Genomic DNA, 15,954 nt, shown 5'->3' on the forward strand with positions numbered 1-15,954 from the left:
GCCCGGATCAGGGGGAGCGGCTCAGAAGTCGAGCCTCTGTCCGGGCACGATCAGGTCGGGACTGTCGCCGATGACAGCCTTGTTGGCGGCGTAGACGTGCTGCCAGGTGGTCGTGTACCGGGCGGCGATGCCGCTCAGGGTGTCGCCCGCGCGGACGGTGTAGTCACCGCGGGACGAGCTGCGACCGACGTGGGCCGGTGAACGCTCCGGTGCCTTCGACGGGGTCTCGGACGCGGCGGACCCGCCGGAACCGGTCGCCTTTCCGGCCGACCGCTCGGTGGACGGCTCGGCCGACTTCTTCGTCGACCTGGTGGTGGCCGAACCGGAGCCCGGGTCGGAGCCCGATGTGGCGGGAGCGCTCCCGGAGGCACCGGCGCGCGCCGAACAGGTCGGCCACGCGCCCCAGCCCTGGGCGCCCTGGACCTTGGTGGCGACGGCGATCTGCTGGGACCTGCTGGCCCCGTCGGCGGTGGCCGCGTAGGCCGTGCCGCCGTAGGCGCGCCAGGTGCTCGCGGAGAACTGGAGTCCTCCGTAGTAGCCGTTGCCGGTGTTGATGTGCCAGTTTCCGCCGCTCTCGCACTGGGCGATGCGGTCCCACACCCCGCTGTCCGCCGCCGCGGCGTTGCCGGTCGCGGCCAGTAGACCGAGCGGAGCGAGCAGTGCAGCTCCGGCGAGGACCGCCGTCTTGCGCGTCTTGCGGGTGTAACTATCGGCACATTCGGACATGTAGATCCCTCTCCACAGACCCGGACTCCCCCTGACCGGAACACGCCGACCCCGTACTGACGCGGCCGGCACACTCCGCCCCGTCCGCCGTCGATGGTGCTGCGCGATGTCTGGTTCTGCGCTGCCGGCGGACCTACCCGAGCGGTGCTAGGTGCACACGGCGGAGGAATCTATGGACCCTGACGACCCGTTATCAACCAACTCCCCGTTGCCCCAGGCCAGTTCATGGTTACCGCAGGTATCGGCGAATTCCGGCCACCCACTTCATCCCGTCATTTCCTGATTTGCCGACCACCTACTCGGGCAAACTGTGAGTCAGTTCACCGAACCAACATCTGTGACCTGCCCGTTACTTGACATGGTGTGTCCAATTCCGTACTCAGTGTGACCGAGCGTGCGGGATGGTTCGATTACGTTCGCCGTGCAGCGTGACCCCTGACACAGATCGCCGTTGTCCTCTTCATGAGCCCGGACTGTCCGGGCTCACCGGCCGGGGGCGACCCGGTCTCGCCACGCACCGCATCCCGAGGGAGCCACCCGTGCCGCGCATGCTCGATGTCAGCGACGAGGTCCGCGCCGAGATCGGCGACGAAGAAGCCGACCGCCTGCTCGCCGGCGACAACGCCCCAGGCAGTTACGACTGCACGTCCTGCCGCACGCCGGGCGACTCCGCCCAGGAGCGCACCAGCACCGTCCTCTTCATCGGGGACGAGACCGCCGTCCTCGCCTTCGCCCACGCGGGCTGCCTGCCGTCGCAGGTAGTCCAGGTCACCGAGGAGCAGCTCCAGGGCGCGGTCCGCTCCATCAACGCCGACGAGGAGGCCCCGATGGCCGCACCCGAGCAGGCCGTACTGGGCGTCACCAGCGGACTGGTCCTGATCGAGGGCGAGTTGCACCCCGCCCTCGTCGTCGAGCCGACCGCTCCGATCGTCCGCCCCGGCGCGACCGGCGCCGGCGACGACTTCCTGCCGCTCCTCATCGAGCAGGGCTTCATGCCGCTGACCGAGCTGACGGAGGTACCGCCCGTGCTGCACGGCTGGTCGGTGCTGCTCGCGGCGGGCCAGCTGCACGCCGTACTCCAGCCCGGCCCGAACGGCGGCTCCGCGGTGGCCTGGTGGCAGGCGCACCAGCCGCTCCAGGTCACCGAGAGCTGGCGCGCCGCCGCCAACAAGCACCAGCAGGTGCTGATGTTCGCGGCTCCGGTCGGCTCCATCGGCCGCCAGCCCCGCGAGGACCTGCTGCGGGACGCGCTGGACAAGGCGGCGGGCATCGGCAAGCTGGTCGCCAGCGCGTTGCCTCTGGCGGGTACCTGAGCGCCATAGGCCGCGGGCACTCCGGTGAGTTGGCGGCTGCCGGTCGAGTATGGCTGGTCGCGCCCACGCGGCGGAGCCGCAAATGTCACAGCCCCGCGCCCCTTGCAAGGCGCTTCGCGGCCTTGCAATGTCCGGGCATTGACCGCATCCGTTGGGCGGTGGGGTCGTTTGGAGGTACGTGCACACCTATGACGTCCCCCGCCGCCAGTCCTATCAGCCGATCCCGTCCGCGCGGTCGACCCAGGACTACTCCAGCGGCCCATCGGCCACGCCGATCTACGACGCGCTCTACTCCGAGTACGGCAAGTCCTTCCGCTCCCTGCCGGGCGACCGCAGCGGCGAGGACGAGCTGGACTTCTCGGCCTTCGGGGCCGGCCCGAACGGCCTCCCCCCGTACGGCGGCTCGTACGGCTCGGGCACGGGCTCGTACAGCGCCTACAGCGCGGGTGCGTTCAGCGCGCGCAACGGCGGCCAGGGCAGCCAGGGCGGCGGGCAGCAGTCCGTGTGGCAGCGGGTCGGCCAACTCGACACGCAGCAGGGGCAGGCGGGGCCCCCGACCGCCGTATGGCCGACGGGCGGACGGCAGCACTACACCGGGATGACCCACATCCCGGCGGCGCTGCCACCGGGCCCCCGACGGGGTGCGTGACCCCCACCTGCACATGGCTGAGGGCGGCTCCCATCCGGAGCCGCCCTCAGCCATGTACGAGACGTACGACTGCTACTTCCTCTACTTCTTCCGGCCGCGCTTCTCGCGGACCCTGACCGAGATGTGGATCGGCGTGCCCTCGAAGCCGAACTCCTCACGCAGACGGCGCTCGATGAAGCGGCGGTAGCCGGCCTCGATGAAGCCGGAGGCGAAGAGCACGAACCGCGGCGGCTTGGTGCCCGCCTGGGTGCCGAACAGGATGCGCGGCTGCTTGCCGCCCCGGATCGGGTGCGGGTGGGCGGCGACCAGTTCGCCGAGGAAGGCGTTCAGCCGGCCCGTGGGGACCCGGGTCTCCCAGCCCGCGAGGGCGGCCTCGATCGCGGGGACCAGCTTCTCCATGTGGCGGCCGGTGCGCGCCGAGACGTTGACGCGGGGCGCCCACGCCACCTGGGCGAGCTCGGTCTCGATCTCCCGCTCCAGGTAGTAACGGCGCTCCTCGTCGAGCGTGTCCCACTTGTTGTACGCGAGGACGATCGCACGGCCCGCGTCGACGGCCATGGTGACGATCCGCTGGTCCTGGATGGAGATGTTCTCGGAGCCGTCGATCAGGATGACCGCGACCTCGGCCTTCTCCACGGCGGCGGCCGTGCGCAGCGAGGCGTAGTAGTCGGCGCCCTGCTGGAGGTGGACGCGCTTGCGGATGCCCGCCGTGTCGATGAACTTCCAGGTGACGCCGCCGAGTTCGATGAGCTCGTCGACCGGGTCACGGGTGGTGCCCGCGATCTCGTTGACGACGACGCGCTCCTGGCCCGCCACCTTGTTCAGCAGCGAGGACTTGCCGACGTTCGGGCGGCCGATGAGGGCGATGCGGCGCGGGCCGCCCACCCCGGCGCCGAAGGTCTGCGCGGGCGCCTCGGGCAGCGCCTCCAGGACGGCGTCCAGCATGTCGCCGGTGCCGCGGCCGTGCAGCGAGGAGACGGGGTGCGGCTCGCCGAGCCCGAGGGCCCACAGGGATGTGGCGTCGGCCTCGCCGCTCGGCCCGTCGACCTTGTTGGCGCACAGGACGACGGGTTTGCCGGCCTTGCGCAGCAGCCGGACGACCGCCTCGTCGGTGTCGGTCGCGCCCACCTTGGCGTCGACGACGAAGACGACCGCGTCGGCCGCCTCGATCGCGTACTCGGCCTGCGCGGCCACGGAGGCGTCGATACCGAGGACGTCCTGCTCCCAGCCGCCGGTGTCGACGATCTTGAAGCGGCGCCCGGCCCATTCGGCCTCGTAGGTGACGCGGTCGCGGGTGACGCCCGGCTTGTCCTCGACGACGGCTTCGCGGCGCCCGATGATGCGGTTGACGAGCGTCGACTTGCCGACGTTCGGCCGCCCCACCACGGCGAGAACGGGCAGCGGCCCGTGCCCCGCCTCGTCGAGCGCGCCCTCGATCTCCTCGGCGTCGAAGCCCTCGACCGCGGCGAGCTCCATGAACTCCGCGTACTCGGCATCGCCAAGCTCTCCGTGCTCGTACTCTCCCGAGCCCTCGGAGGGAATGTGGTCGTTCATGAAGTCCGTACCTCGTTCATCGTGGTGATCGGTGGAACCTCCCGGTATCGGGTGATCCACTACTGAAACCGCTCAAGTACTCAAGTGTCGCTCAGTGCTCAGCGGGGCGCCCGGCGTTTTCCTGACGGCCGGTGAGCCGTCTGGCGTTCTCCAGGTGCGCGGTGAGCTGCTTCTGAATGCGTACGGTCGCCTCGTCCAGCGCCGCGCGCGTACGCCGCCCGGTGCCGTCGCCCGCCTCGAACGGGTCACCGAAGACCACGTCGACGCGGCTGCGCAGCGGAGGCAGCCCCTTTATCAACCGTCCACGCCGGTCGGTGCTTCCCAGGACGGCCACGGGAACGACCGGCGCACCACTGCGGACCGCGAAGTACGCGAGCCCGGCACGCAGTGAGGCGAAGTCGCCGTCACCGCGGCTGCCCTCGGGAAAGATCCCGAGTACCCCACCACTCGACAGCACACCCAGGGCGTGGGTGATCGCCGTGCGGTCCGCCGTCGAGCGGTCCACCTCCAGCTGGCCGGTGGCGCGCATGAAGGTGGCGATCGGGCCGATGAACGCCTCCTTCTTGACCAGGAAGTGCGAGGCCCGGGGAGCCACGCCGATGACCATCGGGCCGTCGAGGTTGTGCGAGTGATTGACGGCGAGGATCACCGGACCGGTCGCGGGCACCTTCCAGGAACCGAGCACGCGCGGCTTCCACAGCCCGTACATCAGGCCGACGCCGATGCGCCGCCCGACCTCGGCACCCCGCGCGGACGGAGCCTTCCTCTCCTTCGACGGAACGCTCACTTCGCGTCCCGCTTCTCCTCGACGAGGGTGACCACGCACTCGATGACCTGCTGCAGGGTCAGCTCGGAGGTGTCGACCTCCACCGCGTCGTCCGCCTTGGCGAGCGGCGAGGTCTTACGGCTGGAGTCGGCCGCGTCCCGCTTCAGCAGCGCCTCACGGGTGGCGTTGACGTCGGCACCCTTCAGCTCACCGCTGCGGCGGGCCGCACGCGCCTCCGGGGAGGCAGTGAGGAAGATCTTCAGGTCGGCGTCGGGCAGCACGGTCGTCCCGATGTCCCGCCCCTCGACGACGATCCCCTTCTCGGCGGACGCGGCGATGGAACGCTGCAACCCGGTGATCAGGGCCCGCACCTCCGGGACGGCGCTCACCGCGCTGACCTTGGAGGTGACCTCCTGGGTACGGATCGGGCCGCCGACGTCGGTGCCGTCCACCGCGATCGTCGGGTTCTCCGGATCCGTGCCGGAGACGATCTCGGCCTTGCCCGCCACGGCGGCGATCGCGGAGGGGTCCGTGATGTCGATCCCGTTGGTCACCATCCACCAGGTGATCGCCCGGTACTGGGCCCCGGTGTCCAGGTAACTCAGCCCGAGCTGCGCGGCGACAGCCTTCGACGTGCTCGACTTGCCTGTGCCGGAGGGCCCGTCAATGGCGACAATCACTGCGGCGCGATCCACTGTGGAGGCACCTTTCCTGGTCCGGGGTGGTGGGGCGGGGGCGCTTGGTGCCCCGGACAAGGTTACTGGGTGCGGGTCACTCATCCGGCCGCACGCCTTCGGCCCGGGCACCTCCAGCCCGTCCGGTGCCTCTCTCGGTGCCTGATCGACACCGGCCCTCACGTCCCCAACCCGCTCGGTGCCTGGTCGGCACCGGCCCCGGCACCTTCAGCCCGTCCGGCGCTTGAGGACGAGGCCGCGCCCCATCAGCCCGTCCGGCGTTTGAGGACGAGGCCCGTTCAGGGCCGACCGGGGGTCTGGGGGCGGAGCCCCCAGCAGCGACGGCCCACCCCCTACTGCCGAAGCGCCCAGCCCCGCTCCCGCAGCGAAGCCGAAAGCACAGGCGCGGCCTTCGGCTCCACCATCAACTGCACCAGCCCCGCCTGCTGCCCCGTGGCGTGCTCGATCCGCACATCCTCGACATTGACCCCCGCACGCCCCGCGTCGGCGAAGATCCGGGCCAGCTGCCCCGGCTGGTCGTCGATGAGAACCGCCACCACCTCATAGGCCCGCGGAGCGGACCCGTGCTTCCCGGGCACCCGAACCTGCCCGGCGTTCCCGCGCCGCAGGACGTCCTCGACCCCGGACACGCCCTCGCGGCGCTTCGCCTCGTCGGACGACTGGAGGGACCGCAGCGCCTGAACCGTCTCCCCCAGGTCGGCGGCGACGTCCGTGAGGAGGTCGGCGACCGGCCCGGGGTTGGCGGAGAGGATGTCGATCCACATGCCGGGATCGGACGCGGCGATCCGGGTCACGTCCCGGATGCCCTGCCCGCACAGCCGTACGGCCGCCTCCTCCGCGTTCTCCAGCCGCGCGGCGACCATGCTGGAGACCAGGTGGGGCATGTGGGAGACGAGGGCCACGGCACGGTCGTGGGCGTCCGCGTCCATGACGACGGGGACCGCACGGCAGTGCGAGACCAGTTCGAGGGCGAGGTTCAGGACCTCGGTGTCCGTGTCGCGGGTCGGCGTCAGCACCCAGGGCCGGCCCTCGAAGAGGTCGCCGGTCGCGGCCAGGGGACCGGACTTCTCCCGGCCCGACATGGGGTGCGAGCCGATGTACGTCGCCAGGTCGAGGTCCAGCGCCTCCAGCTCGCGGCGCGGGCCGCCCTTGACGCTGGCCACGTCGAGGTAGCCGCGCGCGACACCCCGGCGCATGGCGTCGGCGAGGGCGCCGGCCACGTGCGCGGGCGGAACTGCGATGATCGCGAGGTCGACCGGCCCCTCCGGCGCCGCGTCCGTACCGGCGCCCAGCGCGGACGCCGTACGGGCCTGCTCGGGGTCGTGGTCGGCGAGGTGGACGACGACACCGCGCGAGGCGAGGGCGAGCGCGGCGGACGTACCGATGAGGCCCGTGCCGATGACGAGTGCGGTTCTCACTGGGCGATGTCCTTGCGCAGGGCACCCGCGGCACCGAGGTAGACGTGCGCGATGTCCGCGCGGGGCAGGTCCGACTCGATGTGCGCGAGGATCCGGACCACCCGTGGCATCGCGCCCTCGATGTCCAGCTCCTGGGCACAGATCAGCGGTACGTCGACGATGCCGAGCTTGCGGGCGGCGGCGGCCGGGAAGTCGCTGTGCAGGTCGGGGGTGGCCGTGAACCAGACGCTGATCAGGTCGTCCGCGGTGAGGCTGTTGCGCTCCAGGACCGCGGTGAGCAGTTCGCTGACCCGCTCGTCCATGTGTCCGGCCTCGTCCCGATCCAGTTGGACGGCGCCCCGGACCGCTCGTACCGCCACGGTGATGCTCCTTGCTGAGCCGATGTAGGGATTTCGGTCCACAGCCTAGTCAGCCCGTGTGCGACGGCTCCGTGGCGCCCGCCCCCTGAGACGCGCCGAACGGCCCGGACCCGGCTTTGCCAATGTCACCCGATTCGCCCCGATCCGCGAGTTGGAGTGCGGACACGCCCGTGCGCTCTGGACGTGGGGGCTCGGGTCCGCTCTCATAGCAGGAAGCTCGCCTCGGGGGAGGCCCGATGAAGCGCACCGGACCGCTTTTCACACTGCTCGCGGGACTGTTGCTGGCCCTGTTCATGCTGTCGCTCAACGCGACGACCGGGACGAAGCCCGCATCCACGTCCCAGGCCGACTCACCCGCCGACAAGGTGTCACCTTCGCCGGCACCCACCGCCTCGAAGGCGTCCCCATCGCCTTCCCCGTCCGCGACCCCGTCCCCGTCGCCCACCAGGGTTTCCGCACCGAACGCCGACTACGCGGGCCGTACGGACGACGACTCGTCCGCGGTGTCGGTCTCGCTGCGCGACGGCAGGGCGATCGCCTACTTCTGCGACGGCCGTGACAAGGAGTCGTGGCTCAAGGGCGATGTCGGGGCCGACGGTTCCATGAAGCTCACCGGCGACGGCGGCTCCGTACTGAACGGCACCCTCAAGGGCGGGAGCCTCCGCGGCACGGTCGACATCGAGGGCGGGCACTACGCCTTCACCGCGGACAAGGCGGTCAAGCCGTCCGGGCTCTACCGGGCGACCGCGACCGTGCGGAACGCCGAGGTCGACGGCGGCTGGATCGTGCTGTCCACCGGGGAGCAGGTCGGCATCCTCAAGCGCGACGGCAAACCCGCCCCCGCGCCCCGGATCGACCCGGAGACCGGCGCGGTGACGATCGACGGCCAGCGGCTGACGGCCCGCCCGGTCACACCCTGACATCCCACTCCTCGCAGGGAGCCGAACATGACCGTGGACCCGAACGCCGCCACCCAGAGCTTCCCGCCGCGTCCGCCGGCCCCCAGCGGCCCGAACGCTGCCCGCTACCTCGTCCCGGCGCTCGTCGCCGCCGCTGTGGCGGTGGGCCTCGGGGCGTACGGCAAGGTCCACGACCCGGAGGGCACCGCCTTCAACCTGGCCGGGTTCAGCAGCACGAGCGCGGTGAAGTCCTGGCTGGCGACGACGGCGTTCGGCTTCGCGCTCGTCCAGGTCGTGTCGGCACTGATGGTGTACGGCAAGCTGCCGGGCCCGGGCTGGTCGGCGAAGCTGCACCGCTGGTCGGGGCGGATCGCGTTCCTGGTGGCGGTTCCGGTGGCCGTGCACTGTCTGTACGCGTTCGGATATCAAACATACGATTCCCGCGTGATGTGGCACTCCCTCCTGGGTTGCTTCGTCTTCGGCGTTTTCAGTGCAAAGATGCTGCTGCTTCGCTGGGACCGGCTGCCCGGCTGGCTGCTGCCGGTCGTCGGCGGACTGGTCTTCACCGCGCTGACGATCGTCTGGCTCACTTCCGCCCTCTGGTTCTTCCGCAACTTCGGAGTGACGACATGACGCAAGGCCCGACGCGACGCACGATCCTCCTCGCGACGGGCGCCGCGGCGCTCACCGCGGGATGCAGCGAGTACGGCGACGAATCCGCGTCCCCCGAGTCCTCCGCGGGCTCCCCCGGACAGGAACTGGCCACCACGGCCGACATCCCGGTCGGCGGCGGCAGGATCTTCAAGGACGAGCAGGTTGTCGTGACGCAGCCCAGGGAGGGCGAGTTCAAGGCCTTCACGTCGATCTGCACGCACCAGCAGTGCCCCGTGGCCAATGTCCAGGACGGCACCATCAACTGCACCTGCCACGGCAGCAAGTTCGACATCACGGACGGTTCGGTGACCAACCCGCCGGCGACGCGGCCGCTGGCCGAGAAGAAGATCACGGTGGCGGGAAATTCGATCCGCCTGGCGTGAGGTTCCCGCGTACGCTCCCGGAATGCGCCGGCATTCCGACCCCGAGAGCCCCGAGAACCTGGTACGCGACCACACGGTCTACGCCTGTGTGATGGGCTCGCGCGCCTTCGGCCTGGCGACGGACGGCAGCGACACGGACCGGCGCGGGGTGTTCCTCGCGCCCACTCCCCTGTTCTGGCGCTTCGAGAAACCGCCCACGCATGTGGAGGGCCCGGCCCAGGAGCAGTTCAGCTGGGAGCTGGAACGCTTCTGCACACTGGCTCTGCGGGCCAACCCGAACATCCTGGAGTGCCTCCACTCCCCTCTCGTCGAGTACGCCGACGACACGGGCCGCGAACTTCTCGCCCTGCGCGGGGCGTTCCTCTCCCGCCAGGCGCACGAGACGTTCGCGCGCTACGCGCTCGGCCAGCACAAGAAGCTGGAGGCCGACGTCCGCGTCCACGGCGCCCCGCGCTGGAAGCACGCGATGCACCTGCTGCGCCTGCTGATGAGCTGCCGCGACCTGCTGCGCACGGGCACGCTCACGATCGACGTCGGCGACGAGCGCGAGCCGCTGCTGGCGGTGAAGCGGGGCGAGGTGCCGTGGCCGGAGGTCGAGTCCTGGATGAACCGCCTCGCCGCGGAGGCCGAGGCGGCGTCCCACCACAGCCCGCTCCCCGAGGAGCCGGACCACCGACGCGTCGAGGACTTCCTCGTCCGCACCCGTCGCGCCTCAGCCCGTCAGCCGGACCCGTACGACCAAGTCGTGCAGGGCGTCGTGCGCGGCGGGGGCGTCCGGCAGCCCTGAGACGGCCTGCGCCTCGTCCAGCACCCGGTGCAACCTCTCCACATCGGCCTCCACGCGCGCGTGGTCGATGTCGGCGGGCCCGTGCTCCCGCTCCGCCTTGGCCGCGACCAGCTCCGGCAGATACGCCGGGGCCTCGCCGATCTCCCCGACGAGCGTGGGCAGATGGGCCTGCACCTCGCCGGCGCGCATCAGCCTGATCCCGGTGAGCAGCACACGGAACGTGTAGAGCAGCGGCTTGAGTTCACCGCTCTTCTCGAAGAGCCGCCACTGTGTGACCGCGAAGCCCCGGTAGTGGTGGGCATGGTGGCTGGTGAGAACTCCGGGGGCGAGCGCGGCGAGTTCGCGATGGGTGTCGGTCGTGTGCACGACCAGCGGGGACAGCAACTGCTCCAGCACATAGCCGTTGCGTCGCAGCATCAGCCGTACGAACTTACGCAGATCGTGGGTGACGAGGTCCAGTTCGACACCGTCCCGCACCCACATCCGCGACCGGGTCTCGGCCGGCTCCCGGAGCCCGACCAGGTCGGCGGCCGGCAGCAGATGGACGCCCCGGAGGTCCACGTCCGAGTCTCGGGACGGGAAGCCGTAGAGGTGGGCGCCCGAAACGGTGGCGAAGAGCACCGGGTCGGGCTGCTCCGCGGCCACGGACGCCAGGTCGAGTTCCGGGAACTCCGTGAGGCGCAGTACATCGTTCATCCGTCAAGCGTCCCAGAGCGCCCCCAGCGTCTGCAGGTCACCCCCGTACTCGATGCGGTCCGCCCAGGGGGTCGGCCAGGCGTCGGTGCCGTGGTGGGCGCCGGCGAAGGCTCCGGTCAGGCAGGCGATCGAGTCCGAGTCGCCGGAGGTGCAGGCGGCGCGGCGCAGGGCCGTGAGGGGCTCGTCGGGAAAGAGCAGGAAACACAGCAGACCGGTCGCCAGGGCCTCTTCGGCCGTCCAGCCGGCGCCGGTGGCCAGGCAGGGGTCGTCCTCGGGCGAGGCGGTGCGGACGGCGAGCCGCAGCCGGTCCAGGATCGCCAGGCACTCGTCCCAGCCGCGGGCGATGAAGTGCTCGGGGCTGGGATCGTGGCTGTGCGTCCACAGGTCGCCCAGCCAGCGGTGGTAGTAGCGGCTACGGCTCTCGTGCGCGTGCGTACGGAGCAGGGTCACGAGTTCGGCCGGGCCTGCGCCCTGGGCCAGCAGCCGGACGGCGTAGGCGGTGAGGTCGGACGCGGCCAGCGCCGTCGGGTGTCCGTGGGTGAGCGCGGCCTGCAACTGGGCGGCGCCCGCGCGCTGTTCGTCACTCAGGGCCGCGACCAGGCCGAGGGGCGCCACGCGCATGTTGGCACCGCAGCCCTTCGAACCGATCTGGCTGGCCTCCTGCCAGGGCAGCCGCTCGTTCTCCAGCAGTTCGCAGGCGACCAGGCAGGTGCGGCCGGGTGCCCGGTTGTTGTCCGGCGACCGGAACCACTTCACGAACTCCTCGCGGACCGGCCGTTCCATCCCCGCCGGGGCGAGCAGCCCCCGGTCCATCGCCGCGCGCAGACCGTGGGCGAGCGCCAGTGTCATCTGTGTGTCGTCGGTGACGATCGCGGGCGTGGGGAGCTCCATCTGCCGCCAGGGGCCGTGCGTGGCGAGGATCGACGGGATGTCCTTGAACTCGGTCGGGAAGCCCAGGGCGTCGCCGAGGGCGAGCCCGATCAACGCCCCACTTGCGGCGCGCTTCCTGACGGTCGTGGTGGTCATGCGGGGCGTCCTTCCGGTGACGACGGAGACGGTGGTGACTGAGACGGTGACGAAGGGGTCGGTGACGAAGGGGACGGTGAGGAGGGAGGCGAGGCCGGCGACACCGACGTGGTCGGGCGCAGCAGCGGCGGATGCAGGGTGTCCGCGGTACCCGCGCGGTACAGCGCGGCGGGCTTGCCCCGGCCTCCGGTGAGGCGCGCCGCGCCCGGTACGGGTTCGACGAAGCCCGGAGTGGCGAGCACCTTGCGGCGGAAGTTGGGCGGGTCGAGAGCGGTGCCCCACACGGTCTCGTAGACCTGCCGCAGCTCGCCGAGGGTGAACTCGGGCGGGCAGAAGGCGGTCGCGATGCAGGAGTACTCCAGCTTGGCGCCGACCCGGTCGTGGGCGTCGGCCAGGATGCGGTCGTGGTCGAAGGCGAGCGGCCCGAGCGCGTTGTACCGCAGCCACTGGGCCTGCGCCGCGTCCCCGCCGCCGTGCGGCTCCGGCGCGTGCGGCAGCAGCGCGGCGAAGGCCACGGACACGACCCGCATCCTCGGGTCGCGGTCGGGTTCGCTGTACGTGCGCAACTGCTCCAGGTGCAGCCCGGACACGTCCGACAGGCCGGTCTCCTCGGCGAGTTCGCGCCGGGCCGCCCTCTCCGCGGACTCGTCGGGAAGGACAAAGCCTCCGGGCAGTGCCCAGCGGCCGGCGTACGGCTCATGACCGCGCTCGACGAGCAGCACGTGCAGCGTGCCCGCGCGCAGGGTCAGGACCGCCAGATCGACGGTGACGGCGAAGGGTTCGAAGGCGTACTTGTCGTATCCCTCGGGAGCCCGGCCCCGCGCCGATCCGTTCACGGGTGCGGTCATGCCCGCCCACCCCCTTCACGATCACTATTTATGGTCACCATGACCAATAGTCATCCTGACTATAAAGAGCCCGAGCCGACCGCACAACCCTTCTTGACGACTCCCATACGCCAAAAGCCCCTCAGTAGCCCCCCAAGCGCCCAGGAGGGATCGTGATACCGGGAAGGCCGAGGAGGGTGTCGAATCCCCTCCAGCGCGCCCAGGCGCCCCCTGGTGACCCTCCTGACAAACAAGAGCGGCCGACCCCGGAGAGCTCCGGAACCGGCCGCCTGCAACGAGAACCCAGTGCCTACAGATCGACTTCCTGCATCAGCATGCCGACCTCGGTGTTGGACAGACGCCGCAGCCAGCCCGACTTCTGGTCGCCGAGGGTGATCGGGCCGAAGGAGACGCGCACCAGCTTGTCGACCGGGAAGCCGGCCTCCGCGAGCATGCGGCGCACGATGTGCTTGCGGCCCTCGTGGAGCGTGACCTCCACGAGGTAGTTCTTGCCGGTCTGCTCGACGACCCGGAAGTGGTCCGCACGCGCGTACCCGTCCTCCAGCTGGATGCCGTCCTTGAGCTGCTTGCCCAGGTCGCGCGGGATCGGGCCCACGATGTGCGCGAGATAGACCTTCTTCACGCCGTACTTGGGGTGGGTCAGCCGGTGCGCCAGCTCACCGTGGTTGGTGAGCAGGATGACGCCCTCGGTCTCGGTGTCGAGCCGACCGACGTGGAAGAGCCGCGTCTCGCGGTTCGTCACGTAGTCGCCGAGGCACTGTCGGCCCTCGTTGTCCTCCATCGTCGAGACGACGCCCGCGGGCTTGTTCAGCGAGAAGAACTGGTACGACTGCGTGGCCACGGTCAGCCCGTCGACCTTGATCTCGTCGTGCTCGGGGTCGACACGCAGACCCTGCTCCACCACGATCTCGCCGTTGACCTCCACGCGCGCGTGCTCGATCAGCTCCTCGCAGGTCCGCCGGGAACCGTAGCCCGCCCGCGCGAGGATCTTCTGGAGCCGCTCGCCCTCCTGCTCGGCGCCCGGGAACGTCTTGGGCAGCTGGACGTCCTTCTTGTCCGCGTACCGCTCCCGGTTGCGCTCCTCGGCCCGCGCGTCGTACTCGCGAGAGGTCGCCGGGACCCACCGCCCGCGTCCGGTGCTGTTGTGGCCCTGCCTGGGCCCGCCCTTGGCACCGCCACGCGCGGAGGCACCGCGCCCTGACTTCGGGCCGTCCGGAGTCGCGGCCGGCCCCACGTCGTAGCGGCGCTCCTCGGGACGCGGCTTACTGGGACGCCCCTGGGCCTGACCCTGGCCCTGACCCTGCTTCTGACCTGGGCCCTGCCCCTGGCCTCGGCCCTGAGCCTGGCCGCGCCCCTGCCCCTGACCGCGCCCTTGGCCCTGGCCCTGGCCCCGCCTGTCGCCCCCGCCGTTGCCGGCGCCGCGAGAGTTACCGCGCCCGCCACCGCTCTTGCCGCCACCGCTACCGCTACTGCTTCGCATCAAAATTCCGTCTGGTCGTCTGCGTCGTCTGCACCCGGAGCATCGGGAGCATCCGGATCGAACGACGGAACACCTTCCTGCGTCTCGGCCTCGATCGCGTCCGCCTCCGGAAGGAAGGGTGCGAGCTCCGGGAGTTCGTCCAGGCCTCGCAGGCCCATCCGCTCCAGGAAGTAGTTCGTCGTCGTGTACAGGATCGCACCTGTTTCGGGTTCCGTGCCCGCCTCCTGGACCAGACCGCGCTGCAACAGGGTCCGCATGACCCCGTCACAGTTGACTCCGCGGACGGCCGAGACCCGGCTGCGGCTGACCGGCTGCCGGTACGCGACCACCGCCAGAGTCTCCAGCGCCGCCTGGGTGAGCCGGGCCTGCTGCCCGTCCAGCACGAAGCCCTCGACGGCCGCCGCGTACTCGGGCCGGGAGTAGAAACGCCAGCCGCCGGCGATGAGCCGCAGCTCGAAACCGCGTCCCTGGACGGTGTACTCGTCGGCCAGAGCGCGCAGGGCGTCCGCGATCTGCCGCCGGGGCCGCTGGAGGATCTTCGCGAGGTGTTCCTCGGTCGCGGGTTCGTCCACGACCATGAGGACGGCCTCCAGAGCGGGCCTGAGATCGAGATCGGCGACGGTCGGCGGCCCGGCCGGCACCTCGGTGGTCTCCTCGCTCACGCCTTCCTCTCCTCCTTCGGCGGCTCCGGCGGCCGGTCGAACTCGTCGGTGACCGTCGGCTCCCGATCGCCCTCCCCGCCCGTCCAGCGCACCACCAGCTCCCCGAGCGCGGTCTCCTGGTCCAGGGCGACGGCCTTCTCCCGGTACAGCTCCAGCAGGGCGAGGAAGCGCGCCACGACGGTCAGCGTGTCGTCGGTGTCCTCGACGAGGTCCTGGAAGGTCGCCTCACCGAGTTCCCGCAGCCGCGCGACCACGATCTGGGCCTGTTCCTGCACGCTCACCAGGGGCGCGTGGATGTGGTCGACGTACACCTGCGGCCTGGGCCGCGGCTGCATCGCCTTCACGGCGAGCTTCGCGAACCCCTCCGCCCCGATGCTGATGACGACCTCGGGCAGCAGTTCGGCGTGGTGCGGCTCCAGTCCGACGGTACGGGGATAGCGGCGGGCCTCGTCGTCGAGGCGGCGGCTGAAGATGTCGGCGACCTGCTTGTACGCGCGGTACTGGAGCAGCCGCGCGAACAGCAGGTCGCGCGCCTCCAGCAGGGCCAGGTCGGCCTCGTCCTCGACCTCGGCGGCGGGCAGCAGCCGCGCGGCCTTCAGGTCCAGCAGAGTGGCCGCGACGACCAGGAACTCGGTCGTCTGGTCGAGATCCCAGTCCGGCCCCATCGCCCTGATGTGCGCCATGAACTCGTCGGTCACCTTGGAGAGGGCGACCTCGGTGACGTCGAGCCTGTGCCTGGAGATCAGCTGGAGGAGGAGATCGAACGGTCCCTCGAAGTTGGCGAGCCGGACCTTGAAGACACCGTCATCGGGTTCGTCCGACGGTGTGGGCTCGACAGGCCCGGCGGGCGACTCCGGCTCGGGTTCCGGTTCCGGTTCCGCCGAGGGAACCGGGGCCTCCGGTACTTCCGCCACCTCTTCGGGCGAGGGTGCGACCGGAACCGGTGGCGCGCCTCCCGGACCCCGCCCCAGCACACGCCGACGACCGGCGGAGCCGGGGCCGGGTGCAGGGGCGTCGTTCGAGGTCATGGCCCACGCAG

At 70.9% G+C, this 15,954-nt stretch carries 18 protein-coding genes; 6 read left to right on the top strand and 12 right to left on the bottom strand.

The features are described 5' to 3' along the window. Window positions 1-21: 21 nt before the first annotated feature. On the bottom strand, window positions 22-726 hold the full coding sequence (locus IEY89_RS35770; protein ID WP_189151710.1) for a transglycosylase family protein: 705 nt from the start codon (window positions 724-726) through the stop codon (window positions 22-24). A gap of 539 nt (window positions 727-1,265) precedes the next feature. Here IEY89_RS35770 and IEY89_RS35775 point away from each other — a divergent pair. Together IEY89_RS35775 and IEY89_RS35780 are read left to right on the top strand one after the other, a co-directional pair. Next, window positions 1,266-2,039, top strand: coding sequence for a DUF8842 C-terminal domain-containing protein (locus IEY89_RS35775; RefSeq protein WP_189151711.1), 774 nt, complete (start codon window positions 1,266-1,268; stop codon window positions 2,037-2,039). A gap of 178 nt (window positions 2,040-2,217) precedes the next feature. Then, the gene (locus IEY89_RS35780) at window positions 2,218-2,688 is read left to right on the top strand and encodes a hypothetical protein (protein ID WP_189151712.1); all 471 of its coding nucleotides are present in this window, start codon (window positions 2,218-2,220) and stop codon (window positions 2,686-2,688) included. Window positions 2,689-2,769: 81 nt separating this feature from the next. Here IEY89_RS35780 and der read toward each other — a convergent pair whose 3' ends face one another. The 5 genes from der to aroH form a co-directional block, all read right to left on the bottom strand. Continuing rightward, window positions 2,770-4,242 (bottom strand): ribosome biogenesis GTPase Der, encoded by a 1,473-nt coding sequence (gene der / locus IEY89_RS35785; RefSeq protein ID WP_189151713.1) that lies wholly within the window; start codon window positions 4,240-4,242, stop codon window positions 2,770-2,772. Window positions 4,243-4,333: 91 nt separating this feature from the next. Then, window positions 4,334-5,068 (bottom strand): lysophospholipid acyltransferase family protein, encoded by a 735-nt coding sequence (locus IEY89_RS35790; protein ID WP_189151714.1) that lies wholly within the window; start codon window positions 5,066-5,068, stop codon window positions 4,334-4,336. Next, on the bottom strand, window positions 5,026-5,703 hold the full coding sequence (cmk, locus tag IEY89_RS35795; protein WP_189151715.1) for a (d)CMP kinase: 678 nt from the start codon (window positions 5,701-5,703) through the stop codon (window positions 5,026-5,028). The genes IEY89_RS35790 and cmk overlap by 43 nt, the downstream gene beginning before the upstream one ends. A 332-nt stretch (window positions 5,704-6,035) precedes the next feature. Then, window positions 6,036-7,121 (bottom strand): prephenate dehydrogenase, encoded by a 1,086-nt coding sequence (locus IEY89_RS35800; protein WP_189151716.1) that lies wholly within the window; start codon window positions 7,119-7,121, stop codon window positions 6,036-6,038. Beyond that, window positions 7,118-7,480: a chorismate mutase gene (gene aroH, locus IEY89_RS35805; protein WP_189151717.1), complete on the bottom strand. Its 363-nt coding sequence runs from the start codon at window positions 7,478-7,480 to the stop codon at window positions 7,118-7,120. The genes IEY89_RS35800 and aroH overlap by 4 nt, the downstream gene beginning before the upstream one ends. Before the next feature lie 236 nt (window positions 7,481-7,716). On the opposite strand from aroH, the gene IEY89_RS35810 reads away from it, so the two are divergent. The 4 genes from IEY89_RS35810 to IEY89_RS35825 are packed head-to-tail and all read left to right on the top strand — an operon-like array spanning window position 7,717 to window position 10,203. Then, the gene (locus tag IEY89_RS35810; RefSeq protein WP_189151718.1) at window positions 7,717-8,400 is read left to right on the top strand and encodes a hypothetical protein; all 684 of its coding nucleotides are present in this window, start codon (window positions 7,717-7,719) and stop codon (window positions 8,398-8,400) included. 27 nt (window positions 8,401-8,427) lie between these two features. Further along, window positions 8,428-9,012: a DUF6529 family protein gene (locus tag IEY89_RS35815; RefSeq protein ID WP_189151719.1), complete on the top strand. Its 585-nt coding sequence runs from the start codon at window positions 8,428-8,430 to the stop codon at window positions 9,010-9,012. Continuing rightward, a complete protein-coding gene (locus IEY89_RS35820) occupies window positions 9,009-9,416 on the top strand; it encodes a Rieske (2Fe-2S) protein (RefSeq protein ID WP_189151720.1) in 408 nt (135 codons plus the stop codon). The genes IEY89_RS35815 and IEY89_RS35820 overlap by 4 nt, the downstream gene beginning before the upstream one ends. Before the next feature lie 22 nt (window positions 9,417-9,438). Then, on the top strand, window positions 9,439-10,203 hold the full coding sequence (locus tag IEY89_RS35825) for a nucleotidyltransferase domain-containing protein (protein ID WP_189151721.1): 765 nt from the start codon (window positions 9,439-9,441) through the stop codon (window positions 10,201-10,203). On the opposite strand, the gene IEY89_RS35830 is transcribed toward IEY89_RS35825, so the two are convergent. The 6 genes from IEY89_RS35830 to IEY89_RS35855 all read right to left on the bottom strand — a co-directional run bounded on the left by IEY89_RS35830 (window position 10,129) and on the right by IEY89_RS35855 (window position 15,943). Further along, window positions 10,129-10,899, bottom strand: coding sequence for a nucleotidyltransferase domain-containing protein (locus IEY89_RS35830; protein WP_189151722.1), 771 nt, complete (start codon window positions 10,897-10,899; stop codon window positions 10,129-10,131). The two genes, IEY89_RS35825 and IEY89_RS35830, sit on opposite strands and share 75 nt — an antisense overlap. Before the next feature lie 3 nt (window positions 10,900-10,902). Beyond that, complete coding sequence (locus IEY89_RS35835; protein ID WP_189151723.1) at window positions 10,903-11,925, bottom strand: ADP-ribosylglycohydrolase family protein; 1,023 nt, start codon at window positions 11,923-11,925, stop codon at window positions 10,903-10,905. Further along, window positions 11,922-12,773 carry an NUDIX hydrolase gene (locus IEY89_RS35840; protein ID WP_189151724.1) on the bottom strand — a complete coding sequence of 284 codons (852 nt, stop codon included), beginning with the start codon at window positions 12,771-12,773 and terminating at the stop codon, window positions 11,922-11,924. The genes IEY89_RS35835 and IEY89_RS35840 overlap by 4 nt, the downstream gene beginning before the upstream one ends. 289 nt (window positions 12,774-13,062) lie before the next feature. Beyond that, window positions 13,063-14,253 carry a pseudouridine synthase gene (locus IEY89_RS35845; protein ID WP_189151725.1) on the bottom strand — a complete coding sequence of 397 codons (1,191 nt, stop codon included), beginning with the start codon at window positions 14,251-14,253 and terminating at the stop codon, window positions 13,063-13,065. Continuing rightward, a complete protein-coding gene (gene scpB / locus IEY89_RS35850; protein WP_189151726.1) occupies window positions 14,253-14,915 on the bottom strand; it encodes an SMC-Scp complex subunit ScpB in 663 nt (220 codons plus the stop codon). Before scpB ends, IEY89_RS35845 begins: the two co-directional genes overlap by 1 nt. Further along, window positions 14,912-15,943, bottom strand: a complete 1,032-nt coding sequence (locus tag IEY89_RS35855; protein ID WP_189151727.1) for a segregation and condensation protein A — start codon at window positions 15,941-15,943, stop codon at window positions 14,912-14,914. The genes scpB and IEY89_RS35855 overlap by 4 nt, the downstream gene beginning before the upstream one ends. Window positions 15,944-15,954 lie beyond the last annotated feature (11 nt).

Origin of the sequence: Streptomyces lacrimifluminis (genome assembly GCF_014646095.1) — a bacterium.
Lineage (GTDB): Bacteria > Actinomycetota > Actinomycetes > Streptomycetales > Streptomycetaceae > Streptomyces > Streptomyces lacrimifluminis.